This window comes from Geodermatophilus sp. SYSU D00698 (assembly GCF_054050335.1).
Genome location: NZ_JBJGZD010000001.1, coordinates 14,740 through 34,622, shown reverse-complemented (window position 1 = coordinate 34,622; position 19,883 = coordinate 14,740). Strand labels below are relative to the sequence as shown.

Genomic DNA, 19,883 nt, shown 5'->3' with positions numbered 1-19,883 from the left:
GCGCGCCGTCCCAACCCGGCCGCGGGGGGACCTCCCCGGCACGGTGCTCCACCGCCGTGCCCGGGCGTGGGACGATGGCGGCACTGTGACGACTCCCGCTGCCACCGATCCCGCCCGGATCCGGAACTTCTGCATCATCGCCCACATCGACCACGGCAAGTCGACGCTGGCCGACCGGATGCTCGAGGTGACCGGGATCATCGAGGCGCGGCAGATGCGCGCGCAGTACCTCGACCGGATGGACATCGAGCGCGAGCGCGGCATCACCATCAAGGCGCAGAACGTGCGCCTGCCCTGGAAGGTCGGGGACACCGAGTACGTCCTCGACATGATCGACACCCCCGGCCACGTCGACTTCACCTACGAGGTGTCCCGGTCGCTGGCCGCCTGCGAGGGCGCGGTCCTGCTCGTCGACGCCGCGCAGGGCATCGAGGCGCAGACCCTGGCCAACCTCTACCTGGCCCTGGAGAACGACCTCACGATCATCCCCGTCCTCAACAAGATCGACCTGCCGGCCGCGCAGCCGGAGAGGTACGCCGCCGAGATCGCGCACATCATCGGCTGCGAGCCCGAGGACGTCCTCAAGGTCAGCGGCAAGACCGGCGAGGGCGTGCCGGAGCTGCTGGACGCGATCGTCGCGCAGATCCCCGCGCCGGAGGGCGACGCCGAGGCCCCGGCCCGCGCGATGATCTTCGACTCGGTCTACGACATCTACCGGGGCGTCATCACCTACGTCCGCGTCGTCGACGGGCGGATCTCCAGCCGCGAGCGCATCCGGATGATGTCGACCGGCGCCACCCACGAGCTGCTCGAGATCGGCGTCATCTCGCCCGAGCCCAAGCCGGTCGACGGCCTCGGCGTCGGCGAGGTCGGCTACTTCATCACCGGGGTGAAGGACGTCCGCCAGTCCCGCGTGGGCGACACCGTCACGCTGCAGCACCGCCCGGCCGCCGAGCCGATCGGCGGCTACAGCGACCCCAAGCCGATGGTCTACTCCGGCCTGTACCCGATCGACGGCAGCGAGTACCCGCTGCTGCGCGAGGCGCTGGACAAGCTGCTGCTCAACGACGCGGCGCTGACCTACGAGCCGGAGACCTCCGCGGCGCTCGGCTTCGGCTTCCGCGTCGGCTTCCTCGGCCTGCTGCACCTGGAGATCGTCCGCGAGCGGCTCGAGCGCGAGGCCGGCATCAGCCTCATCTCCACGGCGCCCAACGTCGTCTACCGGGTGGTGATGGAGGACGGCACCGAGCACACCGTCACCAACCCCAGCGACTGGCCCGAGGGCAAGATCGACAAGGTCTACGAGCCGATCGTCAACGCCACGATCATCGCGCCCAGCGACTACACCGGCGCGATCATGGAGCTCTGCCAGAGCCGGCGCGGCCAGCTCGGCGGCATGGACTACCTGAGCGAGTCCCGCGTCGAGCTGCGCTACACCCTGCCGCTCGGCGAGATCATCTTCGACTTCTTCGACGCCCTGAAGTCGCGCACCCGCGGCTACGCCAGCCTCGACTACGCCGAGGCCGGCGAGCAGGAGTCCTCGCTGGTCAAGGTGGACATCCTGCTGCAGGGCGAGGCCGTCGACGCGTTCAGCGCCATCGTCCACAAGGACAAGGCGTACGGCTACGGCGTGATGATGGCCGGCAAGCTGCGCGAGCTCATCCCGCGGCAGCAGTTCGAGGTGCCCATCCAGGCCGCCGTCGGCTCCCGGGTGATCGCCCGCGAGACCGTGCGCGCCATCCGCAAGGACGTCCTCGCCAAGTGCTACGGCGGTGACATCACCCGCAAGCGGAAGCTGCTGGAGAAGCAGAAGGAGGGCAAGAAGCGGATGAAGATGGTCGGCCGCGTCGAGGTCCCGCAGGAGGCCTTCGTCGCCGCGCTGTCGACCAACGAGCCCTCCGCCGCCAAGAAGTGAGCGGCCGGCTGCTCGCCGTCTGCGTCTCCGGCTCCGACCTGCTGCCCCTGCCCGGGCGCCGGCCCGACCGCAGCGGCATCGACAAGCGGCCGAGGCCCGGCCGCGTCGCCGTCGGCGAGCTGGGCCTGGACGGCGACGTCCAGGTCAACCGGAAGCACCACGGCGGGGAGGGGCAGGCGGTCTACGCCTACGCCCAGGAGGACGCCGACTGGTGGGCCGCCGACCTCGGCCGCGACCTGCCGCCGGGCCGCTTCGGCGAGAACCTCCGGACGGCGGGCCTGGACCTCACCGAGGCGGTCATCGGCGAGCGCTGGCGGGTGGGGACGGCGCTGCTCGAGGTGACCGCGCCGCGCATCCCGTGCGCCAACTTCGCCCGCTTCTGGGACGTCCCGGACCTGGTCAAGCGGTTCACCGCGCACGGCGCCACCGGCGCCTACCTGCGGGTGCTCGAGAACGGCGACGTCGGCACGGGGGACGAGGTCGCCGTCGTCGACCGGCCGGAGCACGGGGTCACCGCCGGCCTGGCCTTCCGCGCGCTCACCACCCAGCGGTACCGGATCGCCCAGCTGCAGCCCGCGCTGGCGTCGTTCCCGGTCAAGGACCAGCCCAAGCTCGCCGCGCGGATCGCCGCGAGGGCCGCCGCCCCGGCCTGACGCGGCGCCGGCGTGGACCGGCCTTCCCGTCCCCGGGACCCCCGCCGCCTGCGTCTGCCGGCCACCGCGACGCGCTACCGTGCCCGCGCCGGGAGCCGACCGGCGGGAGCGGGGAGGACGACGATGGTGCTGCGCTGTGCTGCCGCGACGGTGGCCGGGCTGGTGGTCGCGGTGTCCGCGCTGGCCGGCTGCGGCGGGAGCGAGCCGGAGGAGTCCGCCGGCGACCTGCTCGCCCGCGCCAAGACCACGCTCGACGAGACCGAGTCGCTGCACTTCGTGCTGACCAGCGAGGGCGCCCCCACCACCGGCACCGCGCTGGTCGGCGGCGAGGGCGACGTCCTCCGCCCGGCCTCGTTCGAGGGCACGCTGCAGGTGCTGGCCGTCGGTTCGGCGCTCGACCTCGCCGTCGTCTCGGTCGACGGCACCGTCTACGCGCAGCTGCCCTTCACCAGCGGCTACAGCGTCGTCGACCCCGCGCAGTTCGGCTTCGGCGACCCCGGCGCGCTGCTGGACCCCGACACCGGCATCTCGCAGCTGCTCGCCCAGGCCGACGCCGCCGAGCTGGGGGAGGAGCGCCGGGTCGACGGCGAGGTGGTGCGCGAGGTGACCGCGGAGATCCCCGGCGACCTGGTCGAGCAGGTGCTCACCAGCGAGGACCCGAGCCAGCCGGTGGAGGCCCGCTTCTCCGTGGCGACCGAGTCCGGCCAGCTGCGCCGCGCCGAGCTGACCGGCCCGTTCTACGCCGCCGACCAGGACGCCACCTTCACCATCGAGCTCTCCGACCCCGGCGACGATGTCGAGATCACCGCACCGCCTGTCGGCTGAACCGCAGGCGTCCGCGGTCCCGGGGCTGCCGCTGGTCGTCCTCGCCACCCTGGCGGTGCTGGTCACCGCGGCCGACACCTACGTCGTCGTCCTGGCGCTGCCGGACATCCTCACCGGGGTCGGCGTCGGCATCGACGAGCTGCAGCGGGCGACGCCGATCGTCGGGGGCTTCCTGCTCGGCTACACCGCCACGCTGCCGCTGCTGGGCCGGCTGGCCGACCTGCGCGGCCGGGTCCCGGTGCTGGCCGGCTGCCTGCTGCTGTTCGCGCTGGGCTCCCTGCTGACCGCCACGGCGACCGACCTGGGCCTCGCCGTCGCCGGCCGCGGGTTGCAGGGGGTGGGCGCCGGCGGGCTGGTCCCGGCCACGCTGGCACTGGTCGCCGACCGGTGGCCGCCCGAGCGCCGGGCGGTGCCGCTGGGCGTGGTCGGCGCGGTGCAGGAGGCCGGCGCGGTGCTCGGCCCGCTGGCCGGCGCCGCGGTGCTCGCGGTCAGCGACTGGCGGGCGGTCTTCTGGCTCAACCTGCTGCTCGGGCTGGTCCTCGCCGCGGGGGTGGTGCTCACCGGCGGCCGCCGGCGGCCCGACCCCGTCGGCCTGGTCCTGCTGCTGCTCGCCGGTGCCGCCGCGGGCCTGCAGCTGGCCGAGCCGGCGGTGCTGGCCGAGGACGTGACCCTCGGGCTGGCCTGGGTGCCGCTGGCCGACGGCGGAGCCGCCTCGACGCCGCTGGTGCTGGCCGCCGTGGCCGCCGGGCTGGCGCTGGTCGCGCGGAGCCTCGCGCACCCCGCCGGTGCGGTGCTGCCGCTGCGCGGGGTGCCGCGGCTGGTCCGCGAGGTCGACGTGCTGGGCTCGCTGCTCGCCGTCGTCGCGCTCGGGGCGCTGGTGTGGTCCTTCGCCGCGGCCGACCCGGCCACCGAGGTCGTCGCCCACGGCCCGGTGCTGCTGCCGGTCGCCGCGCTGGCCGCCGCCGGCTTCTGGCTGCACGAGCGGCGCGCATCCGACCCGGTGCTGCCGCTGGGCGCGCTGCGGCCGGCCGGCGCGTGGGGCGCGCTGCTGGTCAACCTGCTGGTCGGGGTGGCGCTGGTGGCCGCGCTGGTCGATATCCCGCTGTTCGCCCGCGCCACGACGACGCCCGGCGACCAGCTCGGCGCCGCGCTCGTGCTGGTGCGGCTGCTGGTGGCGGTCCCGGTGGGCGCGGTCGCCGGCGGGTGGCTGTGCCGGGTGCTGCCCCCGCGGCTGGTCGCGGCCGGCGGCACGGTGCTGGCCGCGCTGGCGCTGTGGGCGATGACCGGCTGGGGCGAGACGTCGCTGGACCGGTGGGGGTCCACGGTCGTGCTGCTGGCCGCGGGGCTCGGGTTCGGCCTGGCGATCGCGCCGGTCAACGCGGTGCTGCTGGCGGTCACCGGGCCGGCCGTGCACGGCAGTGCCAGCGCGCTCGCCGTCGTCGCCCGGACCGTGGGGATGCTGGTCGGGCTGTCGCTGCTCACCGCGGTGGCGCTGCGCCGGTTCACCGCCGAGGTGGCGGCGGTCGGCTCGCCGCTGACCGTCTGCCCGGACACCCCGGCCGACTGCCCCGCCTACGAGGCGGCCGTCGACCAGGCCGTCCTCACCCAGCTGCACACCGTCTTCGCCGGCGCCGCGGTCGCCGCCGCGCTGGCGGCGGTCGCGGCGCTGGTGCTGCTGCGCGAGGTCAGCGCGGCTCGTGCACCGCGTAGTGCGTGACGGTGTCCTCGCGCTGCACCAGGAAGCGGTCGTCCTCGGGGTAGTAGACGGCGGCCTCGAGGTCGTCGCCGGCGAACCCGCGGACCGCGTCCAGCGACTCCCACAGGCTCAGCGCGACGACCTCGGTGCGGCCGTCGCCGAGGTCGCGGGTCAGCACCCAGGCGCCCTCGTTGCCCGGCGTCCGCCGGTACTCACCCACGCCGGTCTCCTCGACGTAGGCGGCGTAGGCGTCGGCGTCCCCGGTGCGGACCCAGCCCCGCCACACCCGCGCTGTCCTGGCCACGGCCGGCCTCCTCGTCAGAGCGTGAAGACGATCTTCCCGGCGGTGCGCCCCTCGAGCATGCGGGCGAAGCCCTCGCGGGCCTCCTCGAGCGGCAGCTCGACGTCGATGACCGGGCGGACGCCGGTCACCGCGCACATCCGGACCAGCGACTCGAGCTCGTCGCGGGTGCCCATGGTGGACCCGACCACCGACAGCTGGGTGAAGAACACCCGGTTGAGCTCGGCGCCCGGGTCGTAGCCGGTGGTGGCGCCGGAGGTGACGATGACGCCGCCGGGCCTGAGCGACTTGACGCTGTGGCTCCAGGTCGCCTTGCCGACCGTCTCCATGACGCCGTCGACCCGCTCGGGCAGCCGGGCGCCGGTCTCGAAGGCCTGGTCGGCGCCGAGCTCGAGCGCGGCCGCGCGCTTCTCCTCGCTGCGGCCGGTCACCCACACCCGGTAGCCGGCGGCCCGCCCCAGCACGACCAGCGCGGTGGCGACGCCGCCGCTGGCGCCCTGCACGAGCACCGTCTGGCCGGGCCGCAGACCGGAGCGGACGAACAGCATCCGGTAGGCGGTCAGCCAGGCGGTGGGCAGGCAGGCGGCCTCGGCGAACGACAGCTCGGCGGGCTTGGGCAGCACGTTGCGCCGGGGGACGGCGACCCGCTCGGCCATCGTGCCCTGGTGCAGCTCGGAGAAGAGCGTGCGCTTGGGGTCGAGCGTCTCGTCACCGGTCCAGCCGGGGCTGGCGACGACGCCGTGGACGACGACCTCGTTGCCGTCCTCGTCGAGCCCGGCCGCGTCGGTGCCCAGGATCATCGGCATCCGCTCCTGCGGCAGCCCGATGCCGCGCAGGCTGAACAGGTCGTGGTGGTTGAGTGAGACGGCCTTCACCTGCACCGTCGTCCAGCCGTCGGGCGCCTCCGGCTCGGGCCGGTCGCCGACCTCCAGGACGGAGAGCGGGTCGTCGGGCGAGGGCGTGGAGACGAAGACGGCGCGCACGGCCGCGACGCTAGCCGAGGGTCGGGCCTGCGGCGACGCCGGTCACGGGCAGGCCGGGACGCCCCGGGCGAGCGAGTCGTCGTCGTCGGCCAGGGTGACCGCGACGCCGTCGTAGCCGAGGTCCGGCACGACGACGCGCACCTGCCCGGTCACCACGGCGTGCCGGTCGGTGAGCAGCTCGCGGCAGGCGCCGTCGGGACTGTCGAGGGTGTACTCGTGGCCGGGGCCCTCCGCGGTCCAGGTCAGGTCCACCACGGCGGTGCCGGTGACCTCGCCCGGCTGGGTGTGCGACCCGCAGGTCAGCGCCAGCTCGCCGCGGGCGGTGGCCGAGTCCAGCCCGGCGACGGTGGCGGGGACCCGCTGCTCGGTCAGGCAGTCCCAGCCGAGGACGAAGAACTCGCCGTTGCCGAAGGCGTCGGCGTCCGGCGGGTCGAAGACGGTGACGTGCACGAAGAGGTCGTCGCTGCCGCTGTCGCCGCCGGCGCCGAGGAACGCGCTGGCGTACCCGGTGCCGCCGTCGTCCGGCGCGGCCGGGGCCGTCGGGGCGGCCCGCGGGACCGCCGTCGCCTGTCCGCCGCACCCGGCCAGCAGCAGCGCCACCCCGCCCGCGATCCACCGCACGCCGTCCTCCTCCGCCGCTGCCGGGCGCGGAGGATGGCAGCCGCCGCCGGGCGGCGGAAGGGCCTAGCGGACGACGACGACGTGCTCGCCGCGCGGGACGAACTCGCCGATCACCGGGGCGCCGGGCACCTCGCCGGCCAGCAGCAGCCCGCCGGAGGTCTGCGCGTCGGCCAGCAGCAGCGCCTCGTCCTCCCCGACGGCGGACAGGTCGGTGTGCGGGCGCACCCAGTCGAGGTTGCGCCGGGTGCCGCCGGAGACGAACCCCGCGGCCAGCGCCTCGCGGGCGCCGGCCAGGTAGGGGACGGCGGCGGCGTCGACCACCGCGGTCACCCCGCTGGCGCGCGCCATCTTGTACAGGTGACCGAGCAGGCCGAAGCCGGTGACGTCGGTGCCCGCGCGGACGCCGGCGGCCAGGGCGGCGCGCGAGGCGTCCCGGTTGAGCGCGGTCATCGAGGCCACCGCCTCCTCGCTGACCTCGCCGGTGGCCTTCATCCGGTTGTTGAGCACGCCGACGCCCAGCGGCTTGGTCAGCGACAGCGGCGTCCCGGCGACGGCGGCGTCGTTGCGGATGACCCGGTCGAGGTCGAGGACGCCGGTGACGGCCATGCCGTACTTGGGCTCGGGGTCGTCGATCGAGTGCCCGCCGCCGACGTGGCAGCCGGCCTCCTGCGCCGCCTCGAGCCCGCCGCGCAGCACCTCGGCGGCGAGCTCGGCGGGCAGCACGTCGCGCGGCCAGCCGAGCAGGTTGACCGCGACCACCGGGGTGCCGCCCATCGCGTAGACGTCGGACAGCGCGTTGGCCGCGGCGATCCGGCCGAAGGTGTACGCGTCGTCGACGACCGGGGTGAAGAAGTCGGTGGTGAGCACCAGCCCCTGCCCGCCGGCGGTGCGGACGACGGCCGCGTCGTCGCCGTCGTCGAGGCCGATGACGAGCTCGGCGGCCGGGTCGACCGGGCCGGTGTGCGTGAGCCCCGCGACGACGGCCTCGAGCTCCCCGGGCGGGATCTTGCAGGCGCAGCCGCCGCCGTGCGCGTACTGGGTGAGGCGGATCCGTGCGGGCGCGCTGGTCACGGCCCCACCGTAGGCTGGCCGGCGGAGGCGTCAGGGCGCCTGGTGGCCCCCGCGGCCTCTAAAGCCGACGTGGCCGAGCAGCTCGGTCAGGCGGGTTCGATTCCCGTCCGCCTCCGCCAGCCTCCCCGCGGGCCGGCGCGCATACGCTCCGCAGCGATGAGCGCCGACCCGCGGCGGGCAGTGCCCCGCACCGACACGCTGCTGGCCGACCCGGCGCTGGCCGACGCCGCCTCGCGCCTGGGCCGGGAGCTGGTCAAGGACGCCGTCCGCGCCGTGCAGTCCCGCATCCGCGCGGGCGAGCTCGCGGCCGACGACGCGGTCGCCGCCGTCCTCGCCGGCCTGCCCTCGACCGCGTCCGCCCTGCGCCCGGTGCTCAACGCCACCGGCGTCCTCGTGCACACCAACCTCGGGCGGGCGCCGCTGTCGGCCGCGGCCGTCGAGGCGGTGGTCGCGGCCAGCGGCACCACCGACGTCGAGCTGGACCTGGCCACCGGCCGCCGCGGGCCGCGCGGCGAGGCGGCGATCGCCGCGCTGCTGGCCGCCGTCCCCGCCGCCGGGGCCGCGATCGTGGTGAACAACTGCGCGGCCGCGCTGGCGCTGGTGGCCACGGCGCTGGGCGGCGAGCTGGTCATCGCCCGCGGCGAGCTGGTCGAGATCGGCGACGGCTTCCGCATCCCCGCCCTGCTCGAGTCGACCGGCGCCCGGCTGCGCGAGGTGGGGACGACGAACCGGGTGACCCTCGACGACTACCGCGACGCCCTGCACGACGACACCGGCGCGGTGCTCAAGGTGCACCCGTCGAACTTCGTCGTCCGCGGCTTCACGCGGGCCGTGCCGGTGCACGAGCTGGCCGAGGCGCTGGCGAACAGCGGCGTGCCGCTGGTGGCCGACGTCGGCTCCGGGCTGCTGCGGCCGCACCCGGCGCTGCCCGACGAGCCGGACCTGCAGACGACGCTGGCCGACGGCGCCGACCTGGTGCTCGCCAGCGGCGACAAGCTGCTCGGCGGCCCGCAGGCCGGCCTGGTGCTCGGCCGCGCCGACCTGGTGCAGCGGCTGCGCCGGCACCCGCTGTACCGGGCGCTGCGGGTGGACAAGACGACGCTCGCGGCGCTGGAGGCCACGCTGCGCGGCCCGCAGCCGCCGGTGCAGCAGATGCTCGCTGCCGACGTGGACGGGCTGCGCGCCCGGGCGCGGGCGCTGGCCGGCCGGCTGGCCGCCGCCGGGGTCGACGCGCACGCCGTCGACTCCGCCGCCCGGGTCGGCGGGGGAGGGGCGCCCGAGCACCCGCTGCCCAGCGCGGCGGTCTCGCTGCCCGAGCCGTTCGCCGAGCCGCTGCGGCGGGGTGCGCGGCCGGTCGTCGGCTACGTGGCCGACGGGCGCACCCTGCTCGACCTGCGCAGCGTGCCGCCGTCGGCGGACGACAACCTCGCCGCCGCGGTGCTGGAGGTGGCGCAGCGGTGTCCCTGAGCGGCATGGACGTGATCGCCACCGCCGGGCACGTGGACCACGGCAAGTCGACGCTGGTCCGCGCGCTCACCGGCATGGAGCCCGACCGGTGGGAGGAGGAGCGCCGCCGCGGCCTGACCATCGACCTCGGCTTCGCCTGGACGACGCTGCCCTCGGGCCGGGTGCTGGCCGTCGTCGACGTGCCGGGGCACGAGCGGTTCGTCGGCAACATGCTCGCCGGCGTCGGGTCGGTGCCGGCCGCGCTGGTCGTGGTCGCCGCCGACGACGGCTGGTCGCCGCAGACCGCCGAGCACGTCGCCGTCCTCGACGCGCTCGGCGTGCGGCACGCGCTGCTCGCCGTCACCAAGGCCGACCTCGCCGACCCCGCGCCCGTGCTCGCCGACGCCACCGAGCGGCTGGCCGCGACGTCGATGGGCGCCGTCCCCGGCGTGGCCGTGAGCGCGCCGACCGGCCGCGGCGTCCCCGAGCTGACCGCCGCCCTCGAGACGCTGCTGGCCGGGCTGCCCGCGCCGGACGCCGAGGCGCCGGTGCGGCTGTGGATCGACCGCGCGTTCCCGATCCGCGGCGCCGGCACCGTGGTCACCGGGACGCTCGCCGCCGGGTCCGTCGCGCCCGGCGACCGGCTGCGGCTCGGCGACCGCGAGGTGGGCGTGCGCGGCGTGCAGTCGCTGGGCCGTCCGGTGGAGCGGGCGACGGCGACCGCGCGGGTGGCGCTGAACCTGCGCGGGATCGCCGTCGAGGACCTCTCCCGCGGCGACGCGCTGCTCACCCCCGGCGCGTTCCGGACCACCGCGGAGGCCGACGTCGTCCTGGCCCGCGCGCCCGAGGGGCGGCTGCCGGCCGAGGCGGTGCTGCACGTCGGCTCGGCGGCGGTGCCGGTGCGGCTGCGCCCGCTCGACGGGCGGGCGGTGCGGCTGCGGCTGACCGCCCCCCTGCCGCTGCGGGTGGGGGACCGCGTGCTGCTGCGCGACCCGGGGGCCCGGCGGGTGCTCGGCGCCGACGTCCGCGACGTCGCGCCGCCGGAGCTGCGCCGCCGCGGGGCGGCCCGGCAGCGGGCCGGCGAGCTGGGCCGCCAGCAGGCCGGCCCGGCCGGTGCCGCCGCCGACCTCGCCCGCCGCCGGGTGGTGCGCGCCGACGACTTCACCGCGATGGGCTGGCCGGTGCCCGGCGACGCCGTCCGCGCCGGACCGTGGCTGCTGGCGCCGGGGCTGGTCGGCGAGCTGGCCCGCCGGGTGCCCGGGCTGGTGGCCGCGCACCGGCAGGCGCACCCGCTGGAGCCCGGGCCGCCGGTCGCCGTCGTCCGCCGGGAGCTGGACCTGCCCGACGACGACCTGGTGGCCCTGGTCGTGCGGCCGCCGCTGGCGCTGCGCGAGGGCCGGGTGGTCGTGGCCGCCGCCGGGCTGCCGCCAGCGGTGCAGCGGGCGGTCGACGCGATCCGGGCGCGGCTGGCCGCCGATCCGTTCGCCGCCCCGGACGCCGACGAGCTGCGCGCGGCCCGCCTCGGCCCGCGCGAGCTGGCGGCCGCGGTGCGCGACGGGCAGCTGGTGCGCATCGCCGACGGCGTCTACCTGGCACCGGGCGTGGAGGAGGCCGCCCGCGCGCGGCTGGCCGCGGTCCCGCAGCCGTTCACGCTCAGCCAGGCACGCTCGGCGTGGGGGACGACGCGGCGGGTGGCCGTGCCGCTCATGGAGTGGCTGGACGCGCGCGGGGTCACCGAGCGGTTGCCCGACGCGTCCCGCCGGCTCCGCTGACCCGGCGTGGGACACGGACCGTGACGTTCCGCTGACCTAACGTGTCCGGGTGATCGACTTCTCCAACGGCTCGGTGTTCAAGCTGAGCCAGTGCAACCCCCAGGACGTCGCCGGCGACGTCGCCCCGCTGCTCATCCCGGGCGAGCAGCTGTACTTCGCGTTCAAGACGGTGCGGGACTTCGTCGTCTTCACCGACAAGCGGCTGATCGCGGTGAACGTGCAAGGCATGACCGGCCGCAAGAAGGACTTCACCTCGCTGCCCTACAGCAGGATCCAGGCGTTCTCCGTGGAGACCGCGGGCACCTTCGACCTCGACGCCGAGCTCGACCTGTGGTTCAGCGGCCTGGGCAAAGGTGCGGCTGGAGTTCAAGGGCAACTCCGACATCCGCCAGCTCGGCCAGATGATCGCCACCTACGTGCTCTGACCGCGGTCGTGCTCTGCACACAGGTGGGGGCGGAGCACGAGTGCGCGGCAGGGGTGTTCCCTCGCGGGAGCTCGTGCTCTGCCCCCACCGGCGGGGCAGAGCACGACCGCGCACGGGACAGGTCAGCCGCCGGCCTGGCGCAGCAGCGCGTCGCGCTCGTCGCTCTCCGTCAGCACCGGCTGCGCGGAGGAGGCGTCGACGGTCTCCACGGTGTCCTCGAGGTCGACCGGCTCGGGCAGGGTGCGGAAGCGTTCGCGCGGGTCCTCGGGAACGGTCACGCCCGCAGCATCCCGCGCCGGACCGGTTACAGCGAGGGGACCCAGCGCGCCGGGCGCCTCTCCCGGAACGCGGCGATGCCCTCCTGACCGTCCTCGCCGGCGAAGGCCCGCGCCGAGAGCTCGAGCAGGTCGTCGAAGGAGCCGCGGAGCCCGCCGGCGCGCAGCAGCCGCTTGGTCTCGGCCAGCGCCCACGGCGACCCGGCGGCCAGCGCCAGCACCTGCCCGTCGACGGCGGCGTCGACCCCGTCGTCGGGCGCCACCAGGTCCACCAGCCCGCCGGCCGCGGCGGTGGCGGCGTCGAACACCTCGCCGGTGAGCATGAGCCGGTGTGCCACGTGCGGGAGCATCCGCGGCAGCACGACCGCGGAGATGACGGCGGGCACCAGCCCGAGCCGCACCTCCGACATGCCGAACGTCGCCGAGGACGCGGCCACCACGACGTCACAGGCCGCGGCCAGGCCGACCCCGCCGGCCCGCGCCGGCCCGCGCACCGCGGCCACCACCGGCTTGGGGGCGGTCCAGATCGTCCGCAGCAGGTCGGGGAGCTCGCGCACCCCCTGGTCCCCGGCCCCGGCGCCGGCCGCCTCGGACAGGTCCATCCCCGAGCAGAACACCCGCCCGGTGTGGTCGAGCACGACCACGCGCACCGCGTCGTCGGCGAGCACGGCGTCGAGGGCCTCGCGCAGCTGCGCGCGCAGCGCCCGGGAGAGCGCGTTGCGGTTGCCGGGGGAGTCCAGCACCAGCCGGGCCACGCCCCCCGCGACGGTCACCTGCAGCAGCCGGTCCTCGTCCACGGGCGCAGAGCTCACCCGGGCATCCTGCCCCGGGGTGGCGGGGGCGCGGCACACTGGGAGCAGATGACCACCACCCTGCCGCTGCTGCCGGCGCGTCCGCCCGCGGACGACGACCTGCCGGCCGGTGCCCGCGAGCACCTGACGACGACGCCGTTCGGCCTCTACGTGCACGTGCCGTTCTGCGCCACCCGCTGCGGCTACTGCGACTTCAACACCTACACCTCCGACGAGCTCGGCCCCGGCGCCAACCGCGCCGAGTACGCGGGCACCGCGATCGCCGAGCTGCACCGCGCCGCGCGGGTCCTCGGCCCCGACCTGCCGACGGTCTCCACCGTCTTCGTCGGCGGCGGCACCCCGACGCTGCTGCCCGCCGAGGACCTCGCCGCCGTGCTGGCCGCCGTCCGCGAGCTGTTCCCGGTCGCCGACGGCGTCGAGGTGACCACCGAGGCCAACCCCGAGTCGGTGACCCCGCGGTCGCTGGCGACCCTGCGCGCGGCCGGGTTCACCCGGCTCAGCCTCGGGATGCAGTCCGCCGCCGAGCACGTCCTGGCCGTCCTCGACCGGCGGCACACCCCGGGGCGCGCGGCGCAGGCCGCGCGGGAGGCGGTCGCGGCCGGTTTCGAGCACGTCAACCTGGACCTCATCTACGGTACCCCGGGCGAGACCGACGCCGACTGGGCCGCCTCGCTCGACGCCGTCCTGGCCGCGCCGGTCGACCACGTCAGCGCGTACGCGCTCATCGTCGAGGACGGCACCCGGCTGGCCCGCCGGATCGCCCGCGGCGAGCTGCCGATGCCCGACGACGACGTCCTCGCCGACCGCTACGTCCAGGCCGACACCGTGCTGCGCGGCGCCGGGTTCGACTGGTACGAGGTCAGCAACTGGTCGCGCGGGGACGCCGCCCGCTGCCGGCACAACGAGCTGTACTGGGCCAACGCCAACTGGTGGGGCGTGGGCCCGGGCGCGCACAGCCACGTCGGCGGCGTGCGCTGGTGGAACGTCAAGCACCCGGCGGCGTACGCGCAGCGGCTGGCGGCGGGGGAGGGCCCGGTGGCCGACCGCGAGGTGCTCGAGCCCGCCGACCGCGCGCTGGAGACGGTCATGCTCGGCCTGCGGCTGCGCGACGGGCTGCCGCTGACCGCGCTGTCCGACACCGGCCGGGCCCGCGCCGCCGACGCCGTCGCCCGCGGCCTGCTGGAGCCCGCCGCGCACGCCGGGGGCCGGGCGGTGCTCACCGACCGCGGCCGCCTGCTCGCCGACGCCGTCGTCCGGGACCTGACGGACTGAGGCTCCGCCTCTCGCGCGCGGAAGGCGGGGACAGCACCTGACGGATGTCAGCCCGGGCCGACGACGTCCGGCAGGTCCGGTACCGGGATCGGCAGGTCTACGGTCGGGCGCCGTGGACGCCCACTCCCGGTGGCGGCAGATCGGCTGGTCCCTGCCCTGGCTGCTGTTCCAGGCCTTCCCCCTCGCCGACCTGCTGACCACCGACCGGCCGACGGCGGTCCGGGTGGTCGCCGGCGCCGCGCTGCTGGTGTTCACCGCCGTCTACCTCGCCGTGTTCCGCCGGTCGTTCACCAGCTGCGACCCGGGCGGACCGCTCGGCCGGCTGGCGGTGGTCGCGGCGCTCGGTGCCGGCCTCGCCGTCTGGCTGGGCCCGGCGTGGGCGGGTCTGCTGATCTACGTGTCGGCGGCCTCGGCGGCGGCACTGCCGCGGCGCTGGGTCTGGCCGGCGGTGCTCGCCGCCGCCGCGGTGTGCGCCGGGGTCGTCACGGCCGACGGCCAGCTCGCGAACCTGTTCATCCTCCCGGTGATGTGCCTGCTCACGGCGTTCGCGATGCGCGGCACCCGCCACCTGGTGGAGGTCAACACCGAGCTCGCCGCGGCCCGCGAGGAGCTGGCGCGCAACGCGGTCGCCGAGGAGCGGCTGCGCTTCGCCCGCGACCTGCACGACCTGCTCGGCCACAGCCTGTCGCTCATCGCGCTCAAGAGCGAGCTCGCCGGGCGGCTGGCCGAGGTCGACCCGGCACGGGCGCGCACCGAGATGGCCGACGTCGAGGCCGCCGCCCGCCGCGCGCTGGCCGAGGTCCGCGACGCGGTCAGCGGCTACCGCCAGGTCAGCTGCGCGCAGGCGCTGGCCGAGGCGCGCGCGGCGCTGTCCGGCGCGGGGATCGCCGCCCGCCTGCCCGACCGGGTGCCCGTGCTGCCCGGCCCGGTCGACGCCGCCCTGGGCTGGGTGGTCCGCGAGGCGACGACGAACGTGCTGCGGCACAGCGGCGCCCGGACGGTCACCGTCACCCTCGCCGACGACGGCACCGACGCGGCGCTCACCGTCGCCGACGACGGCCGCGGCCCCGCCGACGACACCGGGCCCGGCTCCGGGCTCACCGGCCTGTCCGAGCGGGTGGGCGCGCTCGGCGGCCGGCTCACCGGCGGCGCCGGCCGCGACGGCGGCTACGAGCTGCGCGCGGTCCTGCCGCTGGTGCCGGCTCACGCGGCGGCGGTGGCCCGGTGATCCGGGTGCTGGTGGCCGAGGACCAGTCGATGGTCCGCGGCGCGCTGCGGGCGCTGCTGGAGCTGGAGCCCGACATCACCGTCGTCGCCGAGGTGGGCCGGGGCGACGAGGTGCTGGCCGCCGCCCGGGAGCACGCCCCCGACGTCGCGCTGCTCGACATCGAGATGCCCGGGCGGGACGGTCTGGAGGCCGCCCGCGAGCTGGCCGCCGAGCTGCCGGGCGTGCGCGCCGTCGTCCTCACCACCTTCGGCCGGCCGGGGTTCCTGCGCCGCGCCATGGAGGTGGGCGCGGCGGGCTTCCTGGTGAAGGACGCGCCGGTCGCCGAGCTCGCCCGGTCGATCCGCGCCGTCGTCGCGGGGGAGCGGGTGATCGACCGGGAACTGGCCGCCGCCGCGCTGGCGATCGGCGCGACGCCGCTGTCCGCGCGCGAGGCCGACGTGCTGCGGGAGGCCGCCGACGGCGCCACCGTCGCCGACATCGCCCGGCGGCTGTTCCTGTCCGAGGGCACGGTGCGCAACTACCTGTCCTCGGCGATCGGCAAGACCGGCGCCCGCACGCGGGTGGAGGCCGCCCGCGTCGCCGCCGACAAGGGCTGGCTGTAGCGGCTAGAGCTCCAGCTTCATGCCGACGTGTGAGGCGACGAAGCCCAGCCGCTCGTAGAAGCGGTGCGCGTCGGGGCGGCGGACGTCGGTGGTCAGCTGCAGCAGGGCGGCGCCGCGGCGGCGGGACTCCGCGGCGCACCACCGCAGCATCGCCTCGCCGAGCCCCCGCCCGCGGGCGGCCGCGGCCACCCGCACGCCCTCCACCTGTGCGCGCAGCGCGCCGCCGCGGGACAGCCCGGGCAGGAACGACAGCTGCAGGGTGCCGACGACGGCGCCGGCGTCCTCGGCCACGACCAGCAGGTGCGCGGGGTCGGCGTCGACGGCGGCGAACGCCCGCTCGTACGGGGCGGGGTCGGCCGACTCCCGGGTCGCGCCCAGCGGGTCGTCGGCCAGCAGCGCGACCACCGCGGGCAGGTCCCCGGCGGTCGCCTCCCGCAGCAGCACCCCGCCGTCGAGCCGGGCCGGGTCCATCAGGCCAGGTTGGCGGGCATCAGCGCGTCGAGGTCGAGCACGCGGACGTGGATGACCGAGCGCTGCTGCAGGGCCGCCCGCAGCGCGCGGTGCAGGCCGTCCTCGAGGTAGAGGTCGCCGTGCCACTGGACGGCGTGCGGGAACAGGTCGCCGTAGAAGGTCGAGTCGTCGGCGAGCAGGGTGTCCAGCGCCAGTTCGCGCTTGGTGGTGACGAGGGTGTCGAGCCGGATCTGCCGGGGCGGGATCATCGCCCAGTCCCTGGTGGACAACCCGTGCTCGGGATAGGGGCGCCCGTTCCGCACCGCTTTGAAGATCAGGGACCCGACCTCCGTCCAAACACCTGCCCCGTACCGGCACTGACGCGTCCGAGCGTATCGGCCCGCTGCCCGCCGTGCCGGGCCCCCACCGGGTGGTGGACCCCGTCACGTCCGCGACGGAACGGCTCCCCGGTCGTATGCTGGATTGGCACTCGGTCCGTGCGAGTGCCAACCCGGCCGGGCACCCGGCGAGGGCGGGCCGGAGCCCCCGCGGCTCCCCGCACGGCGACGTCGACCGGTTCGGGGAGGTGTCACCGTGGCGCACGACGAACGGCGCCTGCAGGTCCTGCGGGCGATCGTGCAGGACTTCGTCTCCACCAACGACCCCGTGGGCAGCAAGGCCCTGGCCGAACGGCACGACCTCGGGGTCTCGCCGGCGACCATCCGCAACGACATGGCCGTCCTCGAGGAGCAGGGCTACATCACCCAGCCGCACACCAGCGCCGGGCGGGTGCCCACCGACAAGGGCTACCGGCTGTTCGTCGACCGGCTCTCGGCGGTCAAGCCGCTGTCGCCCGCCGAGCGCCGCGCCATCGAGCGGTTCCTCGACGGCGCGGTCGACCTGCACGACGTCCTCGGCCGCACGGTGCGCCTGCTCGCCCAGCTGACCCACCAGGTCGCCGTCGTCCAGTACCCGACCCTGTCGCGCAGCGCGGTCCGCCACCTCGAGGTGGTGCAGCTGACCGGCTCGCGGCTGCTGCTGGTGCTCATCACCGACACCGGCCGCGTCGAGCAGCGGGTCGTCGACTGCCCGGTCGACGTCAGCCGCGACGACGTCTCGGACCTGCGCGCCACGCTCAACGCCGCGTTCACCGGCGCCCGGCTCGCCGACGCCGGCAGCAAGGTCCCCGACCTCGTCGAGACCGCGCCGGAGCAACTGCGGGCGCTGGTCGCCGCGGTCAGCGCCGCGCTGGTCGAGACCCTGGTCGAGCCGGGGGAGGACCGTCTCGTCATCGGCGGGACGGCGAACCTGGCGCGCGTCGCGCTCGACCCGGGCAGCCTGCGCCCGCTGCTGGAGGCACTGGAGGAGCAGGTCGTCGTCCTCAAGCTGATCAGCGAGGTCGACAGCAGCGGCGCGGTGCTCGTGCGCATCGGCGAGGAGAACGCCCACGAGGCGCTGGCCGGTGCGTCGGTCGTCTCGGTGGGGTACGGCACCGGTGACCGGGCGCTGGGCGGGCTGGGCATCGTCGGCCCGACCCGCATGGACTACCCAGGCAACATGGCCGCGGTGCGAGCCGTGGCCCGCTACGTCGGCCAGTTGCTGGCCGGGAGCTGAGGTCTCGACCCCTGATGGCAACCGACTACTACGGCGTGCTCGGGCTCTCCCGGGGCGCCTCCGACGCCGACATCAAGAAGGCCTACCGGCGGCTGGCGCGGGACCTGCACCCCGACGTCAACCCCGACCCGGAGGCCAAGGAGCGCTTCCAGGAGGTCAGCCGGGCCTACCAGGCGCTGACCGACCCGGACAAGCGGCGCATCGTCGACCTCGGCGGGGACCCGTTCGACAGCGGCGCCGGCGCCGCCGCGGGCTCGCCGTTCGGCGGGGCCGGCTTCGGCGGGCTCGGCGACATCATGGACGCCTTCTTCGGCGGCGGGATGGGCACGCGCGGGCCGCGCAGCCGCGTCCGCGCCGGCGACGACGCCCTGATCGCGCTGGAGCTCGACCTCGAGCAGACGGTCTTCGGCACCACCGAGACGATCACCGTCGACACCGCCGTCCTGTGCGGCACCTGCGCCGGCGCCGGCACCGCGCCGGGCACCCACCCGACCACCTGCGTCACCTGCTCCGGCCGCGGCGAGGTGCAGAACGTGCAGCGCTCGTTCCTCGGCCAGGTCGTCTCCAGCCGGCCGTGCCCGACCTGCGCCGGCACCGGCCAGGTCATCCCCGACCCCTGCCCCGAGTGCGGCAGCGAGGGCCGGGTCCGCGCACGGCAGGACATCCAGGTCAAGGTGCCCGCCGGCGTTGAGGACGGCATGCGGATCCGGCTCACCGGCCGCGGCGAGGTCGGCCCCGGCGGCGGCCCCGCCGGCGACCTGTACGTGGAGATCCGCGAGCGCCCGCACCCGGTGTTCACCCGCGACGGCGAGGACCTGCACTGCCACGTCGCGCTGCCGATGACGGCCGCGGCGCTGGGCACCACGCTGCCGCTGACCCTGCTCGACGGCGAGGACACCGACGTCGACGTCCGCCCCGGCACCCAGGCGGGCACCGTCCTCACCCTCCGCGGCCAGGGCGCGCCACGGCTGCGGGCCACCGGCCGGGGCAACCTGCACGTGCACGTCGACGTCCAGACGCCGACGCGACTCGACGCCGAGCAGGAGAAGCTGCTGCGCGAGCTGGCGGTGCTGCGCGGCGAGGACCGCCCCGGCCCGGCGGAGACGCAGGGCGGCCTGTTCTCCCGGGTCCGGAACTCGTTCAAGTGAGCGTCCCGGCCCCCGACGACGCCCGGCCGGCCCTCGACGGCTCCCCGCTGTTCCTCCTCGACGAGCTGCCGGGTGACGGGGCGGACGAGGTGCTCGTCGGCGGCGCCGAGGGCCGGCACGCCGTCGACGTGCTGCGGCTGGCCGCCGGCGAGGCGGTGCGGGTCGGCGACGGCCGCGGCGCGGTCGTCGAGGGCACCGTGCTCCACGCCGGGCCGGCCGGGCTGCGCGTGCAGGTCACCGCCCGCCACGACGTGCCCCCGGCCGAGCCGGAGTTCGTGCTGGTCCAGGCCCTGCCCAAGGGCGACCGCGGCCCGCTGGCCGTGGAGCTGGCCACCGAGCTCGGCGTCGACCGGGTGGTCCCGTGGGCGGCCGCGCGCTGCGTCACCCGCTGGCGCGAGGACCGCGTCGAGAAGGGCCTGGCGAAGTGGCGGGCCGCGGCCCGGGCGGCGGCCAAGCAGTCGCGGCGGCCGCGGGTCCCCGAGATCGGCGACCTCATGACCACCCGGCAGGTGTGCGGGGAGCTCGCCGACGTCGACCTCGCGCTGGTGCTGCACGAGCAGGCCCGCCGTCCCCTCGCCGGGGTGGACGTCCCCGCCAGCGGCACGGTCGCCGTCGTCGTCGGCCCCGAGGGCGGGCTCACCGACGGCGAGGTCGTGGCCCTGCGCGCGGCCGGCGCCCAGCCGGTGCGGCTCGGGCCGGAGGTGCTGCGGACCTCCACCGCCGGCGCCGCGGCGCTGGCCGCCCTGTCGGTCCGGACCCGCTGGGCCTGAGCAC

Annotated in this window: 20 protein-coding genes and 1 tRNA gene; 14 read left to right on the top strand and 7 right to left on the bottom strand. The window is 76.4% G+C overall.

Annotation, left to right across the window (positions count from 1 at the left end):
* Positions 1 to 85 precede the first annotated feature (85 nt).
* From lepA to ACI8AB_RS00165, 4 genes are all read left to right on the top strand, one after another.
* Positions 86 to 1,915: a translation elongation factor 4 gene (lepA, locus tag ACI8AB_RS00180; protein ID WP_456948478.1), complete on the top strand. Its 1,830-nt coding sequence runs from the start codon at positions 86 to 88 to the stop codon at positions 1,913 to 1,915.
* On the top strand, positions 1,912 to 2,568 hold the full coding sequence (locus tag ACI8AB_RS00175; protein ID WP_456948477.1) for an MOSC domain-containing protein: 657 nt from the start codon (positions 1,912 to 1,914) through the stop codon (positions 2,566 to 2,568). Before lepA ends, ACI8AB_RS00175 begins: the two co-directional genes overlap by 4 nt.
* A 123-nt stretch (positions 2,569 to 2,691) precedes the next feature.
* Entirely contained in the window at positions 2,692 to 3,393 is a 702-nt protein-coding gene (locus tag ACI8AB_RS00170) for an LppX_LprAFG lipoprotein (protein WP_456948476.1), read from the top strand.
* A complete protein-coding gene (locus ACI8AB_RS00165) occupies positions 3,362 to 5,110 on the top strand; it encodes an MFS transporter (RefSeq protein WP_456948475.1) in 1,749 nt (582 codons plus the stop codon). The genes ACI8AB_RS00170 and ACI8AB_RS00165 overlap by 32 nt, the downstream gene beginning before the upstream one ends.
* On the opposite strand, the gene ACI8AB_RS00160 is transcribed toward ACI8AB_RS00165, so the two are convergent.
* The 4 genes from ACI8AB_RS00160 to selD all read right to left on the bottom strand — a co-directional run bounded on the left by ACI8AB_RS00160 (position 5,079) and on the right by selD (position 8,065).
* Positions 5,079 to 5,393 carry a hypothetical protein gene (locus tag ACI8AB_RS00160; protein ID WP_387985332.1) on the bottom strand — a complete coding sequence of 105 codons (315 nt, stop codon included), beginning with the start codon at positions 5,391 to 5,393 and terminating at the stop codon, positions 5,079 to 5,081. The two genes, ACI8AB_RS00165 and ACI8AB_RS00160, sit on opposite strands and share 32 nt — an antisense overlap.
* A 14-nt stretch (positions 5,394 to 5,407) precedes the next feature.
* Positions 5,408 to 6,373, bottom strand: a complete 966-nt coding sequence (locus ACI8AB_RS00155) for a zinc-binding dehydrogenase (RefSeq protein WP_456948474.1) — start codon at positions 6,371 to 6,373, stop codon at positions 5,408 to 5,410.
* A gap of 42 nt (positions 6,374 to 6,415) precedes the next feature.
* Positions 6,416 to 6,994 (bottom strand): hypothetical protein, encoded by a 579-nt coding sequence (locus ACI8AB_RS00150; RefSeq protein ID WP_456948473.1) that lies wholly within the window; start codon positions 6,992 to 6,994, stop codon positions 6,416 to 6,418.
* A 63-nt stretch (positions 6,995 to 7,057) separates the two neighbouring features.
* Complete coding sequence (selD, locus tag ACI8AB_RS00145) at positions 7,058 to 8,065, bottom strand: selenide, water dikinase SelD (protein ID WP_456948472.1); 1,008 nt, start codon at positions 8,063 to 8,065, stop codon at positions 7,058 to 7,060.
* A gap of 23 nt (positions 8,066 to 8,088) precedes the next feature.
* On the opposite strand from selD, the gene ACI8AB_RS00140 reads away from it, so the two are divergent.
* The 4 genes from ACI8AB_RS00140 (at position 8,089) to ACI8AB_RS00125 (ending at position 12,073) form a co-directional block, all read left to right on the top strand.
* Positions 8,089 to 8,184 (top strand) — tRNA-OTHER (locus ACI8AB_RS00140).
* 37 nt (positions 8,185 to 8,221) lie between these two features.
* Positions 8,222 to 9,532 (top strand): L-seryl-tRNA(Sec) selenium transferase, encoded by a 1,311-nt coding sequence (gene selA / locus ACI8AB_RS00135; RefSeq protein ID WP_456948471.1) that lies wholly within the window; start codon positions 8,222 to 8,224, stop codon positions 9,530 to 9,532.
* Positions 9,523 to 11,283 (top strand): selenocysteine-specific translation elongation factor, encoded by a 1,761-nt coding sequence (gene selB / locus ACI8AB_RS00130; protein ID WP_456948470.1) that lies wholly within the window; start codon positions 9,523 to 9,525, stop codon positions 11,281 to 11,283. The genes selA and selB overlap by 10 nt, the downstream gene beginning before the upstream one ends.
* Positions 11,284 to 11,332: 49 nt before the next feature.
* Complete coding sequence (locus ACI8AB_RS00125) at positions 11,333 to 12,073, top strand: PH domain-containing protein (protein WP_456948469.1); 741 nt, start codon at positions 11,333 to 11,335, stop codon at positions 12,071 to 12,073.
* Here the strand turns inward: ACI8AB_RS00125 and ACI8AB_RS00120 are convergent.
* Positions 12,013 to 12,795: an enoyl-CoA hydratase-related protein gene (locus tag ACI8AB_RS00120; RefSeq protein ID WP_456948468.1), complete on the bottom strand. Its 783-nt coding sequence runs from the start codon at positions 12,793 to 12,795 to the stop codon at positions 12,013 to 12,015. The two genes, ACI8AB_RS00125 and ACI8AB_RS00120, sit on opposite strands and share 61 nt — an antisense overlap.
* Positions 12,796 to 12,843: 48 nt before the next feature.
* Here ACI8AB_RS00120 and hemW point away from each other — a divergent pair, with 48 nt between their 5' ends.
* The 3 genes from hemW (at position 12,844) to ACI8AB_RS00105 (ending at position 15,897) form a co-directional block, all read left to right on the top strand.
* Entirely contained in the window at positions 12,844 to 14,067 is a 1,224-nt protein-coding gene (gene hemW, locus ACI8AB_RS00115; RefSeq protein WP_456902566.1) for a radical SAM family heme chaperone HemW, read from the top strand.
* 112 nt (positions 14,068 to 14,179) lie between these two features.
* Complete coding sequence (locus ACI8AB_RS00110) at positions 14,180 to 15,295, top strand: sensor histidine kinase (RefSeq protein ID WP_456948467.1); 1,116 nt, start codon at positions 14,180 to 14,182, stop codon at positions 15,293 to 15,295.
* On the top strand, positions 15,292 to 15,897 hold the full coding sequence (locus ACI8AB_RS00105) for a response regulator transcription factor (RefSeq protein ID WP_387985304.1): 606 nt from the start codon (positions 15,292 to 15,294) through the stop codon (positions 15,895 to 15,897). The genes ACI8AB_RS00110 and ACI8AB_RS00105 overlap by 4 nt, the downstream gene beginning before the upstream one ends.
* A gap of 3 nt (positions 15,898 to 15,900) precedes the next feature.
* Here ACI8AB_RS00105 and ACI8AB_RS00100 read toward each other — a convergent pair whose 3' ends face one another.
* Positions 15,901 to 16,368, bottom strand: coding sequence for an N-acetyltransferase family protein (locus tag ACI8AB_RS00100; protein ID WP_456948466.1), 468 nt, complete (start codon positions 16,366 to 16,368; stop codon positions 15,901 to 15,903).
* Positions 16,368 to 16,682: a type II toxin-antitoxin system VapB family antitoxin gene (locus ACI8AB_RS00095; RefSeq protein WP_456948713.1), complete on the bottom strand. Its 315-nt coding sequence runs from the start codon at positions 16,680 to 16,682 to the stop codon at positions 16,368 to 16,370. Before ACI8AB_RS00095 ends, ACI8AB_RS00100 begins: the two co-directional genes overlap by 1 nt.
* A gap of 259 nt (positions 16,683 to 16,941) precedes the next feature.
* Between ACI8AB_RS00095 and hrcA the strand changes: the two genes are divergently transcribed.
* Genes hrcA through ACI8AB_RS00080 form a run of 3 tightly spaced genes read left to right on the top strand, consistent with a single transcriptional unit; the run spans position 16,942 to position 19,879 of the window.
* The gene (hrcA, locus tag ACI8AB_RS00090; protein WP_456948465.1) at positions 16,942 to 17,961 is read left to right on the top strand and encodes a heat-inducible transcriptional repressor HrcA; all 1,020 of its coding nucleotides are present in this window, start codon (positions 16,942 to 16,944) and stop codon (positions 17,959 to 17,961) included.
* Between the two features lie 14 nt (positions 17,962 to 17,975).
* Positions 17,976 to 19,109 (top strand): molecular chaperone DnaJ, encoded by a 1,134-nt coding sequence (gene dnaJ, locus ACI8AB_RS00085; protein WP_456948464.1) that lies wholly within the window; start codon positions 17,976 to 17,978, stop codon positions 19,107 to 19,109.
* Positions 19,106 to 19,879 carry a 16S rRNA (uracil(1498)-N(3))-methyltransferase gene (locus ACI8AB_RS00080; RefSeq protein WP_456948463.1) on the top strand — a complete coding sequence of 258 codons (774 nt, stop codon included), beginning with the start codon at positions 19,106 to 19,108 and terminating at the stop codon, positions 19,877 to 19,879. The genes dnaJ and ACI8AB_RS00080 overlap by 4 nt, the downstream gene beginning before the upstream one ends.
* The last annotated feature ends 4 nt before the right edge of the window (positions 19,880 to 19,883 follow it).